Genomic DNA, 16863 nt, shown 5'->3' with positions numbered 1-16863 from the left:
TCGACGCCATCAGATCACATCCTAAGTCTTAGGAGGAAATCAGTAGTGAATAAGAAATGGAGAAATGCGGGGCTTTATGCACTACTAGCGATAGTAGTCATCGCCTTGGCAACAGCATTTTTAGACCAACCGTCCCAAACGCGGGAAACCTGGAGATACGACCAGTTCATTGATAACGTTAAGAGCAAGAAGGTTGAGATCGTTCAGCTCAGTTCTGACCGCACTCAGGCAATGGTAACCGCTCAAGACGGTACCCAATACCAGGTCAACCTGCCTAACGATCCAGAACTAATCAGTATTCTCACCAACAATAACGTAGATATTAAAGTTCGCCCTCAGAGTGATGATGGGTTCTGGTTCAGAACGCTGAGCGGACTCTTCTTCCCGATCCTGCTTCTGGTGGGTTTATTCTTCTTACTGCGGCGGGCGCAAAACGGTCCGGGTTCTCAGGCGATGAACTTCGGTAAGTCCAAAGCCCGCGTTCAAATGGAACCGCAAACCCAGGTCACGTTTGGCGATGTCGCCGGGATTGAGCAAGCCAAGCTGGAACTCAACGAAGTGGTTGACTTCCTCAAAAACGCCGATCGCTTCACCGCCATTGGTGCGAAAATTCCCAAAGGGGTGCTGCTGGTTGGACCTCCGGGAACGGGTAAAACCCTCTTAGCGCGTGCTGTTGCTGGGGAAGCTGGTGTACCCTTCTTCTCCATTTCCGGGTCTGAGTTCGTGGAAATGTTCGTCGGTGTGGGTGCGTCTCGTGTCCGCGACTTGTTTGAGCAAGCCAAGAATAGTGCTCCCTGTATCGTATTTATCGATGAAATTGACGCCGTAGGTCGTCAACGGGGTGCTGGCTTAGGCGGCGGTAACGATGAGCGGGAACAAACCCTGAACCAGTTACTGACCGAGATGGATGGGTTTGAAGGCAATACGGGTATCATTATTATTGCCGCCACCAACCGTCCTGATGTTCTGGATGCAGCATTATTACGCCCCGGTCGGTTTGACCGTCAGGTGGTCGTGGATCGCCCCGACTACGCCGGACGCTTGGAAATTCTCAACGTTCACGCTCGCGGCAAGACTTTATCCAAGGATGTAGACTTAGAGAAAATTGCCCGTCGGACTCCTGGCTTCACCGGTGCCGATTTATCGAACTTGCTCAACGAAGCCGCAATTTTAGCCGCACGGCGCAACCTCACCGAAATCTCCATGGATGAGGTGAATGACGCCATCGACCGGGTATTGGCTGGACCAGAGAAGAAAGACCGGGTGATGAGCGAGAAGCGCAAGCGGTTAGTCGCGTATCATGAAGCGGGTCACGCTTTGGTGGGTGCGTTAATGCCCGATTATGACCCGGTGCAGAAAGTTAGTATTATCCCACGCGGTCGGGCGGGTGGATTAACTTGGTTTACGCCCAGTGAAGACCGGATGGATTCTGGGTTGTATTCCCGTTCCTACCTGCAAAACCAAATGGCGGTTGCTTTGGGGGGTCGAATTGCTGAGGAAATTATCTTCGGTGAAGAAGAAGTGACAACGGGGGCGTCTAACGACTTACAGCAAGTCGCCCGTGTCGCCCGACAAATGATCACCCGCTTCGGAATGAGCGATCGCTTGGGTCCTGTGGCATTAGGACGGCAAAATGGCAATATGTTCCTAGGACGGGACATTGCCTCTGATCGCGATTTCTCCAACACCACGGCGGCGACGATTGATGAAGAGGTGCGGAAGTTGGTGGATGAAGCCTATAATCGGGCGAAAGATGTCTTGGTGGGTAATAAACACATCTTGGACAAATTATCTGCCATGCTGATTGAGAAAGAAACCGTCGATGCAGAAGAACTGCAAGAACTGTTAGCCGAAAACGATGTGAAGATGGCCGCGATCGTTTAATCCTCAGGTCGGTAATAATAATGTTTAAGGCAGCGTTAGCATACGCTGTCCTTTTTTTTGCTAACCATGTTCCAGACGTGCCATGGCTTGTCTGGAAGCAGGAGAACCTGGTTTTATGTAGGGGCGGGTTTCACAACTATCTTTTCGGTTGCACCCATAAGTGAGTAAACCCGCCCCGACTCTGTTCCCTCACCCTCACCACAATCCTGATTCAGCAATCCCTATAGAGGCACTAAAGTGCCTACTACGAACGAACGAACGAACGAACGAACAAAATAGTAGGTTGGGTCGAGGAACGAGACCCAACAGAACTGTTTGTAGTAACTTAATTTTAAAATGAAAGATAAGGAACGCTAGTTTTAACGGGACGAATGTACCTGGAATTAGCCCGAACGAAACAAATGTCATTCATTTGGTTGTTGGCGGTTGGCATATCAATGATCACTTTTACCCAGGGTAAACCCCGTTCATCTCTAATAATTGTTGCACCAGCAGGCGCGTTGTCAGCAATGAGAACGGTCTGTTGAGGAAAACGTCGCACCACAGACCATTCTCCGATATTAAAATCATCTTGCCAACCATCAGGGCGAAAGTCTTCTCGCCAAAATTGGCGGAATTCTGGCGAGACGCGACAATTCAAGCCTCTGGGATCAGGATCAACAACCTGCCAACTCCACCAGGTATTCGCGGAGGCGGTATAATCACCTTGAGCGTTGGTTTGGGGTAGGGGTGGCAGTTCGTTGGCAAGAAGTTTGCCAGGGAATAGGGCTAACCCTACTGAGATACCCAAGGTAATAGCGTTGAAGTGGATTGTCTTTTTTACACGACGTTGCATTTCTGTCAAGCTAACTCTACTTATCCATCCTAATGTATGATTTTTGGGCGTTTTTTCGTGGATTGATTGGTGGGGTAGGGCGGGTTTTGTTGTTTGTTTAGGGGTGACAAGTAGAGTGAGTGGCTAAACCCGCCCCTACAATTCCGCTCCTACAATTGATGTATAACTTATGATGAATAAAGAGAAAATTATTTTTAGTACCGATTGGATTACAGTTAAGGAAACAGCTTGGGGGTATCACTACCTAGAACGAAAGGGGCGAGATTCTGTGGCGATATTTCTGATTAGAAAACATCAGAGTAACCCAGAAGATTATCAAGTTTTAATTAGACAGCAGCCGCTTTGTATCCATATTCCCGATATTAACCAAGAGCATAAACTCTATCCTTGTCCCATTACTGGGGGTATCGATACCGGAGAGTCGCCAGAGGAAGCGGCGATTAGAGAGGTGCATGAAGAAGCGGGATTTTCGGTTCAGGTTCTACCCTTAGGAAAATATATTGTCGGAACTCAAACCAATGAGATTTGTTATATGTATTATGCCGATGTAACGGGTGTAGAACCGGAAATAGCACAGCAAGATGGCAGCTATTTTGAATCGATTAGCCATAATGAATGGCATCCGTTTGATTATTTGAATCAATGCGATTATTCAGCCTGTCAGATTGGGTATTTTCGGCTCAAATCTATTCTTGAATAAGATACGGGGTAGTTGATTAGAATCGTAGGGGCGCACCGACGTGCGCCCTTTTCCCGACGTGCGCCCTTTTCCCGCTAAAAAAGGGCTTTGTTTGTAGTAAGCACTTTAGTGCTTCAACGCCTAGCTTTAGAGATTTAAACCAGGGTAAGCTGTCATGCATTTAAATTGGGTATTAGTAGCGAGCAAGATGCTCAATGCAGCGAGCAAGATGCAAAGCCTGCGGCATGGCTTCGCTTAACGCACTACGGCAAGGATTGCGCCATTATTGATATTAAGGTTTAAATGCCGAACAGCTTAAGCCAACCTAAAATATCTCTTAACCGCTTTTTTTCCTCCTGGGTAAAAGGAAAATTCACATTTTTGATCGAGTCTGGGTTTTTTTGACTTAGATTTAAAATCTCAATGCCCACAATAGTATCATTTTCGTCAAAGTCATAAACAATGCCGGGGCTGATTTCTTCAGATTCAACAATTCTTGAATCCTTAAGTCGGAAATAAACGGCTTCAGTCTCTTGATCAAAATCTATCCTCATAATGTCCCCTTACGCTTGCGATCAAAATAAATGCTTAACCCCTCACCCCCAGCCCCTCTCCCACTCCGGGGAGAGGGGAGCAAGAAAATCTGACAGGTGTAGGTTTTTTATTTTAGGGTGGGGACAAGACAAGGAGGACAAGGAAGGAAAGAAAACAAGGGGTAAAAACCTCTTAAAAACCTACCCTTATGAGAGCAAGAAAATCCGGTTCCCCTTCTCCCGTGCAACAAAAGCGAAGCATCCTTTGTCCTCCCCCCTCTTGTAGGGGGGAACGAGGGGGGTCGGGAGAAGGGGTTAGGGGATGAGGGGGAAAATGTCAAGAAACCTCTACAACCCCATCACCCTCATTCCTCCACTCCCACAATCTCCGCCAACGCCTCAGTATATTGCTGTAACTCTTTTCCCAGTATTAGCAACTCCTCATACATCTGAGGTTCTAAAGACCAATTTTTCTCATGCTGTTTGGGACTGGCGGTGGGAGGTTTCTGGGCTTCCCAGGTTTGTAATAAGGGATGCCATTTTGATAGAAAGGGGCGCAAACCTTTATTAAGAACCGCAATGGCAATTCCGCCAACAGATTGAGAAGAGATGCCCACATCGGGACCCGCGTCTCTGAGGATTTGCCGGGTAATCGCAAACATACTATAGAGAGAATTGAGCGCTTCTCGCAGCAGTCCTTGGTCGGCTTCTAGGGATTGTACCGTGATGCGAGTGACGAGTTCAACGTAGAGTGACCAAGCGGCTTTGCGTTCGGTTTCATCGGCTTCCCATTCTGCACCGCCGATGCCAAACGGGAGGCTGACCGAGACTTTTTTTAATTTGGCGGGGTCTTGTTTGGGCATAAGTTTGGTTCGTTGATGAATTCACTAGAGTCTAGGTTGAACTTAAGGTAAATGTATTGACAATTTTGGCGATATCTGATGCTTGATTTGGATACAGTTGGGCGAGATGTCCACACATTTGATAGGCAGCATTGAGGTAGTAAGCACAGGGAATTAACAGACGCTTGAAGTTTTCCTTATCGCCTGTTTTGACAAAGGTAGCCGCGATATTGGGAAGGTGTTCATTGCGGTTCATGAGAATCTTCTCGGCGGTTAAGAGTGCCTGTTCAATGTATTTTGCTTTTACCTGTGCTTTGGCAACCTCAACCAGCGCCAATTCCCGGTCGTTGGAATGCTCAAGTTGCTGAGCGGTGTCGATGGCGGCGGTGAAATTTTCTGCCGTTGGCTGTGCTTTGGCTATCTCAAGCATCGCCTTTGCCCGTTTCTGGGAATCCTTAATTTGCTGAGCGGTGTCGATGGCGGCGGTGAAATTTTCTGCTGTTGGCTGGGCTTTGGCTATCTCAAGTAGTGCCCTTGCCCGTTTGTTGGAATTCTCAATTTGCTGTGCGGTGTGTATAGCGGCGGTGAAGTTTTCTGCCTGTATCTGGGCTGTGGCAATCTCAAGTAGCGCCCTTGCCCGGTCGTAGGAATCCTGAATTTGCTGTGCGGTTTTGATGGCGGCGGTGAAGTTTTCTGCCTGTGCCTGTGCTTTGGCTATCTCAACCAGCACCCTTACCCTTGCTCGGTAGTTGGAATCCTCAATTTGCTGTGCGGTGTGGATAGCGGCGGTGAAGTTTTCTGCTGTTGGCTGTGCTTTGGCAATCTCAAGCAGCGCCAATGTCCGGTAGACTGTTGGCGGTGCTTTGACTATCCCAACCAGCACCCTTGCTCGGTAGTTGGAAACCTCAATTTGCTGAGCAGTGTGGATAGCGGCGGTAAAGTTTTCTGCCTGTGCCTGTGCTTTGGCTATCTCAAACAGCGCCTCTGCCCGGTAGTCAGAACGCTCAAGTTGCTGTGCGGTGTCGATGGCGGCGGTGAAGTTTTCTGCCTGCGCCTGGGCTTTGGCAATTTCAAGAAGCGCTCTTGCCCGGTCGTTGGAATCCTGAATTTGCTGTGCGGTGTCGATGGCGGCGGTAAAGTTTTCTGCCTGTGCCTGTGCTTTGGCTATCTCAAACAGCGCCTCTGCCCGGTAGTCAGAACGCTCAAGTTGCTGTGCGGTGTCGATGGCGGCGGTGAAGTTTTCTGCCTGCGCCTGGGCTTTGGCAATTTCAAGAAGCGCTCTTGCCCGGTCGTTGGAATCCTGAATTTGCTGTGCGGTGTCGATGGCGGCGGTGAAATTTTCTGCCTGCGCCTGTGTTTTGGCTATCTCAAACAGCGCCTCTGCCCGGAGGTCGGAATCCTCAATTTGCTTAGCGGTGTGGATAGCGGCGGTGAAGTTTTCTGCCTGTGCCTGTGTTTTGGCTATCTCAAACAGCGCCTCTGCCCGGAGGTCGGAATCCTCAATTTGCTTAGCGGTGTGGATAGCGGCGGTGAAGTTTTCTGCTGTTGGCTGGGCTTTGGCTATTTCAACCAGCGCCTCTACCCGTTTGTAGGAACGCTCAATTTGCTGTGCGGTGTGGATGGCGGCGGTGAAGTTTTCTACCTGTGCCTGTGCTTTGGCTATTTCAACCAGCACCCTTGCCCGTTGGTAGGAATCCTCAATTTGCCGCGCGGTGCGGATAGCGGCGGTGAAGTTTTCTGCCTGTGCCTGTGCTTTGGCTATCTCAAACAGCGCCTCTGCCCAGTCGTAGGAAACCTCAATTTGCTTAGCGGTGTGGATGGCGGCGGTAAAGTTTTCTGCCTGTGCCTGTGTTTTGGCTATCTCAAACAGCGCCTCTGCCCGGAGGTCGGAATCCTCAATTTGCTTAGCGGTGTGGATAGCGGCGGTGAAGTTTTCTGCTGTTGGCTGCGCTTTAGCTATCTCAAGCAGCGCAAATGTCCGGCTGTAAAAACCCTTAATTTGCCGCGCGGTGTGGATAGCGGCGGTGAAGTTTTCTGCCTGTGCCTGGGCTTTGGCTATCTCAAACAGCGCCCATGCCCGGTAGTAGGAAACCTCAATTTGCCGCGCGGTGTGGATGGCGGCGGTGAAGTTTTCTGCCTGTGCCTGTGCTTTGGCTATCTCAAACAGCGCCCATGCCCGGTTGTCGGAACGCTCAATTTGCTGTGCGGTGTGGATGGCGGCGGTGAAGTTTTCTGCCTGTGCCTGTGCTTTGGCTATCTCAAACAGCGCCCATGCCCGGTTGTCGGAACGCTCAATTTGCTGTGCGGTGTGGATGGCGGCGGTGAAGTTTTCTGCTGTTGGCTGTGCTTTGGCTATCTCAACCAGCACCCTTACCCGGCGGTAGTAGGAACCCTCAATTTGCTGTGCGGTGTGGATAGCGGCGGTGAAGTTTTCTGCTGTTGGCTGTGCTTTGGCTATCTCAAACAGCGCCAATGTCCGGCTGTAAAAACCCTCAATTTGCCGCGCGGTGCGGATAGCGGCGGTGAAGTTTTCTGCCTGTGCCTGTGCTTTGGCTATCTCAAACAGCGCCCATGCCCGGTTGTCGGAACGCTCAATTTGCTGTGCGGTGTGGATGGCGGCGGTGAAGTTTTCTGCCTGTGCCTGTGCTTTGGCTATCTCAAACAGCGTCCATGCCCGGTAGTCAGAACGCTCAATTTGCTGTGCGGTGTGGATGGCGGCGGTGAAGTTTTCTGCCTGTGCCTGTGCTTTGGCTATCTCAAACAGCACCCATGCCTGGCTGTAAAAACCCTCAATTTGCTGTGCGGTGTGGATAGCGGCGGTGAAGTTTTCTGCCTGTACCTGTGCTTTGGCTATCTCAACCAGCACTCTTGCCCGTTTGTTGGAATCCTCAATTTGCTGTGCGGTGTGGATGGCGGCGGTGAAGTTTTCTGCTGTTGGCTGTGCTTTGGCAATCTCAACCAGTACCTCTGCCCGTTTATCTGAATTGTCAATCTGCTGTGCGATGTCCAGAGCAATTGTGAAGTCACCCCTTGCGACAAGGCTCTGGCACAGATGAGCGAGACTCTCATCATCTAAAATTCGTCTTGACAGCGCTGTAAACGTCCCTTTTGTGGCTGTCAATAGATACGTCAGCCAGTAAACAGCACAATCCTCCATCCAATTTTCTGACAAACGGGGCAAATTCTTCTGCTGTAATCGCTCCAATATTTCCCGCGCTTGTTCCATTTGCTCCCCATTCTGGCTGGCATCTTTTGCCAACTCCCATGCCAGCAGCAGATACCACAGAACACAGCGTTCCGGATCAAACTTCTCCGCCAATGCCAAGGCTCCGTCAATACTGCCTAATCGCAATATATCCAGAGGTGACTCTTGAGCGATTTGTATCACTCGCCCTGCGTGTACCAGCAGAAACTCTGCCATCCCACCTGCATTATCCGTTTCCGCTGCACCCGACAACGCTATCTGCACCGTCTTTAGAGGCAAATCCGGCTGTTCCGGTAAATGCTGCCGTTGAGCCGTGACAAATTCTTGATTACGAGCCAATTCATACAACTCCCCCCACCGCTTTGCCAATCCCAAATGTTCGGCATAATATCGTAATCCATAATCGGAACGCTCCAGTTCCTGCCATTTGGCACAATAGTCAATTAACTTAGCTTCCGCCAAAGACGCCTGACGCCCCAGCGCCCCTTTAAACTCCTGGGCGAGTAAGGGGTGAGCAAAACTATAATTCTTACTTTTGACGGAATCTGGAAAACCTCTCTCCAAACCTCTCTCCTGCAAGGAGAGAGGCTTTGAATTCTCCCCGTTCCCTTGCTTTGAATTCTCCCCCTTCCCTTGCAGGGAAGGGGGTTGGGGGGTTAGGTTTGATATCGATTTTTCTGGATGGCGTGAAAAGTCAGAACTATAACAACCCGTTTGAACACTAAACCACCGTGTCGCCTGCCAGGGTAAATCCGCTAAATCCCAGGCATTCAACGCAGTCAACGCTTCAATATCATCCTCGGATAACGCTCCCAACGCCACTGACAGCAACGCAAACAACTCCCGCACTTCCCCTTGTCGCTTAATCTCCTCAACTTTGGCAAGTTGGCGAAACTGTTCTTTCACATACGCTTGGAACCCACCGGGACTATTCCGGAGTAACCCCTGCACATCCTGACGCTTTATTGCCGCTTGTCTCAACTCATCAATCAGATAACGCAGGTAAAGCGGGAATCCCCCGGTTATCTCATCCAGCCGTTGAACAAAATCCTGATTCTGGCTATAGGTGACTAACTCGCTGATTTGCGCCAGCCACTTAGGAATTGCCTCACGGTGTAGCCGCTTCAGATACAATCTCTGAGCATTATCTGTCCAATTCCGCAGGTATTCCGGCTCATCCCCTACCTCAGCCCGTGCTGAAGCAATCACAAACACCCCATCCGGGAGCCTGGTAAAAAACGGCTCCAACGTTTCTGAAGCCTCATCCAACCCATCCAACACAATCACCAGACGCTTACCCTCTGGCGAGACAGGTTTCTCCAGCATCCCCACCAGGATATCCCGCATCTGATTTGGATCATTAGGAAACTGCCCATTCCTAATGTTGTGATACAGATAGAGTTGTTTGAGCAGATGGCGATAGGCTTCCGAGACTAAGCGCGTTTTCTGGTAACGATAACTAAAGCAGTGATAGGCGATGAAACAATCCTCCTGCTGGCTTTCTTGCCAATGGGACAACAGAGCCGATTTGCCAAAACCCGCCGCCCCCGTTACCAACAGCACCCCCTTGGAATTGTGCTGCACAAACTCATCAAGCTGACGCTGCTCCTCTTCCCGCCCTTCAAACGGCTGCTGGATATACTCATGAACAATTCCCTTAACTTGAGCTTCTATCTCATAGCCGATATACTGCTCACCAATGATGGAGATAGCGGGTTCAGCCAGGATGTTATTGAGGCGTTGAAGTTTATCCTGTAGCTGAAGCAGTCTAATCAGTTCAATCGCCCTTTCGGATTGAGAAGCCGTAGAACCAGGAAGCTCCGCCTCCTCAATATCATCTTTAAGACGAAAAACCACTGCCTGAAATTGCTCACTACTGAGTCTTCTGAGTTTTTCCAATAGTTCGTCGTCTAGAGTAGTCATTCACGCTACTGTTTCAGAAAGGGAGCAACTTTATAAATAGTATTGAGCAGTTTTGAAAGGGATTCTCCTTCTTGCTCAACTGCTAGTCTAACAAATTCCATTGCTTTTTCCGATTGTGGCGCATTAGTGTCTGGCAAGTCATATTCGTTAACTGATTTGTAATAAAACAAAACTCTCTTAAACTGAGGGGGACGGAGGCGCTGAAGTAGCTCTAACGCCACGTCTTCTGGTTCTTCTGGCAACTCATTTTCTGAATATTGTTCCGTCGATGATGAGGATAAAGATGTCGTTTGATTCTCACCTTCCGCTCCTGGCTTCTTCCCTGTAATCCCCCATTCCAGTAAATCCATAGCTTTGATGTCATCAAGACGGCTAGCAAAAGCTACCCAGTTTCGTTCACTGAGAAACAGCAAATCATCGGGAAGTTGGTTAACTCCTGGTAGCAAAACGGGAATGACAGGAATATTAGCTTTTCGAGATTGAGTAAGAATTACGGGGATTTCCTCTTCTTGCCAATTTCCTGTTCCCTCAAGCCCAAAGAAAATGGCAGCAGATTTAACATTAGGAATCGCTTGTTGAATTACCTTTTGAAAGGATTCTCCTGGAGGGATTTGCTCGATGTCTATCCAGGGCTTTAATCCACGCTGCTTAAGCTGCTCAGCAATCTCCAGCACTTGCGGTTTGTCTTTGCTGTTGTGAGCCATGAAGACATCAAACTGAGGTTGTTTATTTAGTTCATTCATCTAAACCGCTCCATTCATGGTGATGACAACTAAATCCCTTTGCGGCTGCGGAAATCCGTTATCAGAGGCTTGACAAAGAGTTTATCGATACGGCTATGACTAATAAAGGCTTTCTTGCATTATTTTATATTATAAATAATGGGACTATTATAAACGCCTCTTGGTGTTTAATGCATCATCGGCAACTCCTCACTTGGTAAGGGCACGGCAATGCCGTGCCCCTACAGGGATACATTTCTTACAGAGTTAAGCGAGTTTGAGAAGCGTAACGCACCTTAACCAGTATATCTGGCGTGGCTGCGTAAGTCCTGTTATTAATAATTATTCCTTCTTGCTCCCCTCTCCCCTGGTGGGAGAGGGGCTGGGGGTGAGGGGGTTGTGGCTTAAGTTAACACCTTGCGTTGCCTCTACAGGGATACATTTCTTACAGAATTGATCAAGTTTGAGGGTAGGATTTGTATCATCACCGACAAACGCATTGATCCCATTTCCCTAGACTATTTTGTATCAAGTCAGCTAATCACAGATGTAGTCGATTGGATACGTGCGATCGCGGCAATAAATTCAAGTCTTTTAACTGAACTCAGACACGATCACACTCACCAAACTTATGGCTAAAATTCGCTGACTTTTAGCCATGGATAAACCCTAATAAATTCCTGGGTTCTCGCGCAATAATGCTTGGATAAGCGGTAATTTTGAATAGTTTGCTCCAGCTTGCGTCAACTGAACCTTTATGGGGTACTTAGACAAAAAATTGTGCCAGAAACTGTCTAAGTACCGCCGTGAGGGTGTCAATTACAAGTCGCCAATGTAGGTATCGAGGGCTTTAGCAGTTTCCACTAGGGGATGATGACTATCCACTAAAATCGGACTGTTGCTGGTAACCTCATCAATGGGAATACTCACAACCACTCCATTTTGCCAAGCGACCATTTTTTGATAGTCATCCTTGGCAATTAAATCGACAGCCGCTTTGCCAAAAGAGGTAGCCAGCAAACGGTCTAACGCCGAGGGCGCACCACCCCGTTGAACATGACCTAAAACCGTCACCCGCGCTTCAATCGTATCCCCACTGAAGTGAGAAATCTGATCCGCGACATAATCTCCAATCCCCCGTAATCGAATCTCACCCTGGGAGTCTGTGTAGTAGCGTTCTTGACCCTCAATGGTTTTCGCCCCCTCAGCCACAACCACGATCGCAAAGCGGCGATTCCAGCGATCGCGTAGTTCGGTGATATGCTTGCAAACACCACTAATAGAATAGGGAATCTCCGGGATCAGGATTACATCAGCACCGCCAGCAATCCCGGCATTTAGAGCGAGATGTCCGGCTTCGCGCCCCATCACCTCAACCACCATCACGCGATCGTGACTGGCGGCTGTATAGGAGAGGCGAGATAAAGCATCAACAATGGTGTTCACCGCCGTATCGAAACCAACGGCTAAATTGGTGAACGCCACATCATTATCAATCGTCTTGGGGACGCCCACAATATTCATATTCCCTTTATGGGCAAGCTGGTTCATAATCGCCAGACTCCCGTCACCACCAATAACAATTAGGGCGTCTAGACCTAATTTCTGATAACCAGCGATAATCTGATCGGCTTGAGCCTCGGTATCCCCTTTATTAATTGAACCAAGGATAGTACCACCAGTACTCAGGAGTGGGTCGATTCCCCGACTATCTAAACCATGAACATTCAGTGAGACTGCTTTGCCTTCCAATAAACCTTGGGTGGCATAGGGAATACCTAAAACTTCCCAATCATAGCTCAGGGTAGCATGTCTAACCGCAGCGCGAATGACCGCGTTTAATCCGGGACAGTCACCGCCACTGGTGAGTAGACCAATCCGTTTGCGAGTTTCCATAGGTCGATCTCAAGTTGTGTTCTATTGTGGATAGTTTTTAACGAAGGCTGTTTGATGCATCAAGAATTGCGAAATCCTTGTAGTGCGAGCATCTTGCTCGCTACCCATTCCCAATTTAAATGCGTGACAGCTTACTGGCAGGTTATCTCTGCCAATCCGCGTCTTCACGAAGTAAGGCGTGGTTCATGAACCCTTGCTGGTCTGTAAACATCTAGTCCAAGATAGCCAATTTTCTTTGATCTGAGAGTATCAAGCAGCACTGCGGCTTTAGAAAATGCTGATTGAGAAGTCGTGATTGGTGATGGGCAAGACCAATATCTTTTCTCCACCCAGGCTGGTATCATCGTTGTTGATTCTAACGTCCAGGCTTTTGAGTCCCTTGTTTCCATGAATGAGCTACGCGGCAAACAGGCATTTATCTGTGATATGGATGGCGTGATTTACCACGGCAACCGCTTACTGCCAGGAGTGGAGGCATTTTTGGACTGGTTAAAAGCGTCGGAAAAGAAATTTCTGTTCTTGACTAATAGCAGTGAGCGATCGCCTCGGGAGTTGCGGGAGAAGCTAAAACGGTTAGGCGTAGAAGTCCCGGAGGAACATTTCTACACCAGCGCCTTGGCAACAGCGGCATTTTTGGCTCAACAATGTCCCGGAGGAAGTGCCTTTGTGATTGGGGAAGCCGGGTTGACAAATGCGCTGTATGATGCTGGGTTTTCCATGAACGATACCAACCCCGATTATGTGGTGGTGGGCGAGACGCGCAGTTATAGCTTTGAGAAATTAGAACAGGCGGCGCAGTTAGTGATTAAAGGGGCAAAGTTAATTGGCACAAATCCTGACTTAACTGGACCGAGTGAGAAAGGAATTGTGCCAGCGACAGGGGCGTTAATTGCACCCTTGGAACTGACGACGGGGGCGAAAGCCTATTTTGTCGGCAAGCCAAATCCCCTAATGATGCGCCATGCTCTGAAGAAGCTAGGCTGTCGTCGCGAGGATACAGCCATCATTGGCGATCGCATGGATACGGATATCATCGCCGGGATTGAGTCAGAAATCGAGACGGCATTGGTGTTATCCGGAGTCACCCGCCAAGAGGATTTAATCCATTTTGCCTATCGTCCCCACTATATTTTGCCAGGAGTGGGGGATTTAGTCCCTTGACATAGACTAATAGCAAGTTGCGTTTAAAGATAGCAGATAGAGTAGATGGGGTGAGGGGGTGAGGGGGAGATGGGAGAAAAAGAAAGTTCTACATTAGACTGCAATTTGATATAAACCTATATCGCAAGTGATCAACCGGACACGATATATAGCAGTACCAAGACAGGTTAGGACATTCTGTACTATTCCCTGTTCCCTGTGACACACCGAGCGTGTTACCGAGCGGAGTCGAGGTAAGTCGAGGTGTTCACTTCTTCCCTCTTGGGATCAACTGATGTCCTTTCCGTACCTCGTAGTGCTATAGTACCAAATCAGGGTTAGCTACCCCCGTTCCAGTCCGCGCAGGCGGACTTTGTTTGTGTAGCAGCGATTTCAATCGCCGTAGCTTACTATTCACGTTGAACTGAATCCCATCACCTCAGCGACGGCGGTGGTGGTTGGCTCAATTCCTCGCTGTAATTGGTTGTTGCAGTGTTGAATCGCCGTATCCGGATCTTTTAGCCCATTCCCTGTCAGCACACAAACCACCGTTGCTCCCGTGGGAACTTGATCTTTCACTTTCAATAACCCCGCCACCGATGCAGCGCTAGCGGGTTCACAAAATATTCCTTCTTTTGAAGCTAAGAGGCGATAGGCTGCCAGAATTTCCTCATCGGTAACGCTATTAAACTGTCCCTGACTGGCATCTTTTACCGCAACAGCTTTCTCCCAACTGGCGGGATTACCAATCCGAATCGCGGTGGCGATTGTTTCCGGATGCGCCACGGGTTCACCCAGAATTAACGGTGACGCCCCAGCCGCTTGGAATCCCATCATCCGAGGTAAGCGATCGCACTTCCCATGTTGATGATACTGGCAAAAGCCCATCCAGTACGCCGTAATATTCCCGGCATTTCCCACCGGAATACACAGCCAATCAGGAGCATTCCCTAAATTATCAACAATTTCAAACGCGCCCGTTTTTTGACCTTCCAATCGATAGGGATTGACCGAATTCACCAACGTTACCGGATAATTTGCCGCTAACTCCTGGACAATCCGCAAGCAGTCGTCAAAATTTCCCTCAATTGCCAATACCTGCGCCCCATACACCAATGCCTGCGCCAACTTCCCCAAGGCGACATAGCCATCCGGAATTAACACAAAAGCCTGCATATCTCCCCGAGTCGCATAAGCCGCAGCCGAGGCAGAGGTATTCCCCGTACTGGCACAAATCACGGCTTTTGCCCCAGCTTCCTTTGCTTTAGAAATCGCTAGGGTCATACCTCGATCTTTAAAGCTACCCGTCGGGTTAAGACCATCATATTTAACCAATACCTTGACTCCCTTACCCACCGCTTCTGAAAGGGCAGGGGTGGGGATCAGCGGCGTATTTCCCTCCAAGAGAGTCACTACGGGAGTTGAGGCGGTGACGGGTAAATAAGACCGATAGGTCTCAATTAGACCCGACCATTGACAAGGTTTAGTAAAAGTATCTGTAGTTTGAGGGGTATTGGTAGCAGACAGAGTCATGTGATTTCTTACTGAATTTTGGTCATGACAAATGACCCGAAAAAACGTTTGAGTGACCAGACGTGCCATAGCACATCTGTAGGGGCGGGTTTCACCATTATCGCTGCTTGCCACCCAGATGTCACTAAACCCGCCCTAACTAAGTGCAAGAACTCTTCGACATAAGACGTAGCTTGCTTCTCAAGGGAGCGAGTATGACATAAGACAAATGACAAATAACAAATTCATCCCACACCTATTGGTCATGGGATGAACTCAATCAATTACCGAGAACGGTTATGAGTGACCGATTCTTTGGATTTGTTATTACGACGCTTCACCAGTTTCGGACGTTCTACTTTGTTATCAACCTCGATGGCGGCTAACTCCGGTTGCGTGTGGTCGTAGACCATTTGCAAGGCGGCGGCAGCGATCGCGTGGGGGTCGTATTCTTCACTCAACTCCCGCACGATAGGCAGGAATGATGCCATACGTTCTCCAGTGAGTGCCTCTCGTAACTCATCTTGCAATTTCTCCAAGCGCCGCGCTTCGATTTGCGATCGCGTGGGAATCCGAGACACCTGTAAGTTCTGCCGGACTTTCCGTTCAATCTGGTGCAGTTTGCGCCGTTCAAAGGGTTGAATCAAGGAAATCGCGGTTCCGGTTTTCCCAGCACGTCCGGTACGACCAATTCGGTGAATATAACTTTCCACCTGATCAGGCAGATCATAATTAATCACATGGGTGAGATGATCCACATCCAGACCCCGTGCGGCAATATCCGTCGCCACCACCCAGCGCACCTGACTCTGGCGGAATCGGGACAACAAGCGCTCCCGTTGGCTTTGGCTGAGGTCGCCATGATACTCATCCACGCTATGCCCAGCCGCTTGTAACTGACTGGTGAGTTCCGCTGCTGACCGCCGCGTCCGCACAAAAATTAGGGCGGCTTCCGGGTCTTCCAGCGCCAAAATTGGCTGTAGGGCTTTGGACTTTGAACACCCACGGGGGATCATATAAACCCGTTGCTCAATCCGTGCTGGGGTAGCTTTGGGTAGTTCCACGGTTACCGTCACCGGGGATTTGAGGAACTGGTTAACTAAATCCCGAATTGCCTTCGGCATTGTTGCCGAAAAACAGGCAGTCTGGCGTTCTTTCGGGGCTTGCTTGAGGATTTTCTTGACATCATCGATAAAGCCCATGCTCAACATTTCATCGGCTTCATCTAAGACCACCCATTTGACTTGATCTAATTTGAGATCTCCTCGATCCAGCAAATCGATCACTCGTCCTGGCGTCCCGACAACCATTTGAGCATTACGTTGTAACAGACGAATTTGGCGATCAATAGATTGTCCTCCGTAGACGGTGACTATACCGACACGGCGATTGCTGGTCAAGTCCCGAATGGCATCTGCCACTTGTCGGGCTAATTCCCGTGTTGGGGCAAGAATTAAGGCTTGTACGCCTCGGGCATTAGGATCTATCTGTTCCAACATCGGCAAAGAAAAGGCAGCGGTTTTCCCTGTACCGGTTTGAGATTGAGCGACCACATCTCGCCCTGCCAACAGTTCTGGAATGGCTTGAGATTGAATTTCCGTTGGTGTATCAAAACCTAATTTTTCCAGTTGATGGAGGCACTCTTCAGATAAGCCCAGATTATTGAATGAAAGGGTCATAATTTAACGGTTG

General features: G+C 49.1%; 12 protein-coding genes. 4 read left to right on the top strand and 8 right to left on the bottom strand.

From position 1 onward, the window contains the following. Window positions 1–45 precede the first annotated feature (45 nt). Window positions 46–1884 (top strand): ATP-dependent zinc metalloprotease FtsH3, encoded by a 1839-nt coding sequence (gene ftsH3 / locus MC7420_RS17810; RefSeq protein ID WP_006102026.1) that lies wholly within the window; start codon window positions 46–48, stop codon window positions 1882–1884. A 331-nt stretch (window positions 1885–2215) separates the two neighbouring features. Here ftsH3 and MC7420_RS35380 read toward each other — a convergent pair whose 3' ends face one another. After that, window positions 2216–2719 (bottom strand): hypothetical protein, encoded by a 504-nt coding sequence (locus tag MC7420_RS35380; RefSeq protein WP_052307496.1) that lies wholly within the window; start codon window positions 2717–2719, stop codon window positions 2216–2218. Window positions 2720–2888: 169 nt separating this feature from the next. Here MC7420_RS35380 and MC7420_RS17800 point away from each other — a divergent pair, with 169 nt between their 5' ends. Beyond that, complete coding sequence (locus tag MC7420_RS17800; RefSeq protein WP_198016484.1) at window positions 2889–3419, top strand: NUDIX hydrolase; 531 nt, start codon at window positions 2889–2891, stop codon at window positions 3417–3419. Window positions 3420–3697: 278 nt separating this feature from the next. Here MC7420_RS17800 and MC7420_RS17795 read toward each other — a convergent pair whose 3' ends face one another. The 4 genes from MC7420_RS17795 to MC7420_RS35375 form a co-directional block, all read right to left on the bottom strand. Next, window positions 3698–3952, bottom strand: a complete 255-nt coding sequence (locus MC7420_RS17795) for a DUF2283 domain-containing protein (protein WP_006101881.1) — start codon at window positions 3950–3952, stop codon at window positions 3698–3700. A 344-nt stretch (window positions 3953–4296) separates the two neighbouring features. Next, window positions 4297–4794 (bottom strand): hypothetical protein, encoded by a 498-nt coding sequence (locus tag MC7420_RS17790; RefSeq protein WP_006102072.1) that lies wholly within the window; start codon window positions 4792–4794, stop codon window positions 4297–4299. Window positions 4795–4825: 31 nt separating this feature from the next. After that, window positions 4826–9901: a tetratricopeptide repeat protein gene (locus MC7420_RS17785; RefSeq protein WP_006102043.1), complete on the bottom strand. Its 5076-nt coding sequence runs from the start codon at window positions 9899–9901 to the stop codon at window positions 4826–4828. Between the two features lie 5 nt (window positions 9902–9906). Continuing rightward, window positions 9907–10644, bottom strand: coding sequence for a toll/interleukin-1 receptor domain-containing protein (locus MC7420_RS35375; protein ID WP_006102053.1), 738 nt, complete (start codon window positions 10642–10644; stop codon window positions 9907–9909). A 396-nt stretch (window positions 10645–11040) separates the two neighbouring features. Here MC7420_RS35375 and MC7420_RS39910 point away from each other — a divergent pair, with 396 nt between their 5' ends. Then, window positions 11041–11262: an NACHT C-terminal alpha/beta 1 domain-containing protein gene (locus MC7420_RS39910; protein ID WP_390435555.1), complete on the top strand. Its 222-nt coding sequence runs from the start codon at window positions 11041–11043 to the stop codon at window positions 11260–11262. Window positions 11263–11442: 180 nt separating this feature from the next. On the opposite strand, the gene MC7420_RS17775 is transcribed toward MC7420_RS39910, so the two are convergent. Then, on the bottom strand, window positions 11443–12519 hold the full coding sequence (locus MC7420_RS17775; RefSeq protein WP_006102012.1) for an ATP-dependent 6-phosphofructokinase: 1077 nt from the start codon (window positions 12517–12519) through the stop codon (window positions 11443–11445). A gap of 387 nt (window positions 12520–12906) precedes the next feature. On the opposite strand from MC7420_RS17775, the gene MC7420_RS17770 reads away from it, so the two are divergent. Further along, window positions 12907–13680, top strand: a complete 774-nt coding sequence (locus tag MC7420_RS17770; RefSeq protein ID WP_044208019.1) for an HAD-IIA family hydrolase — start codon at window positions 12907–12909, stop codon at window positions 13678–13680. Between the two features lie 393 nt (window positions 13681–14073). Here MC7420_RS17770 and thrC read toward each other — a convergent pair whose 3' ends face one another. Together thrC and MC7420_RS17760 are read right to left on the bottom strand one after the other, a co-directional pair. Further along, window positions 14074–15192 (bottom strand): threonine synthase, encoded by a 1119-nt coding sequence (gene thrC / locus MC7420_RS17765; RefSeq protein ID WP_006101960.1) that lies wholly within the window; start codon window positions 15190–15192, stop codon window positions 14074–14076. 263 nt (window positions 15193–15455) lie between these two features. Continuing rightward, window positions 15456–16850, bottom strand: a complete 1395-nt coding sequence (locus MC7420_RS17760; protein WP_006102098.1) for a DEAD/DEAH box helicase — start codon at window positions 16848–16850, stop codon at window positions 15456–15458. Window positions 16851–16863 lie beyond the last annotated feature (13 nt).

Source organism: Coleofasciculus chthonoplastes PCC 7420, assembly GCF_000155555.1.
GTDB lineage: Bacteria > Cyanobacteriota > Cyanobacteriia > Cyanobacteriales > Coleofasciculaceae > Coleofasciculus > Coleofasciculus chthonoplastes_A.
This window is presented reverse-complemented; position numbering and strand designations above follow the sequence as displayed.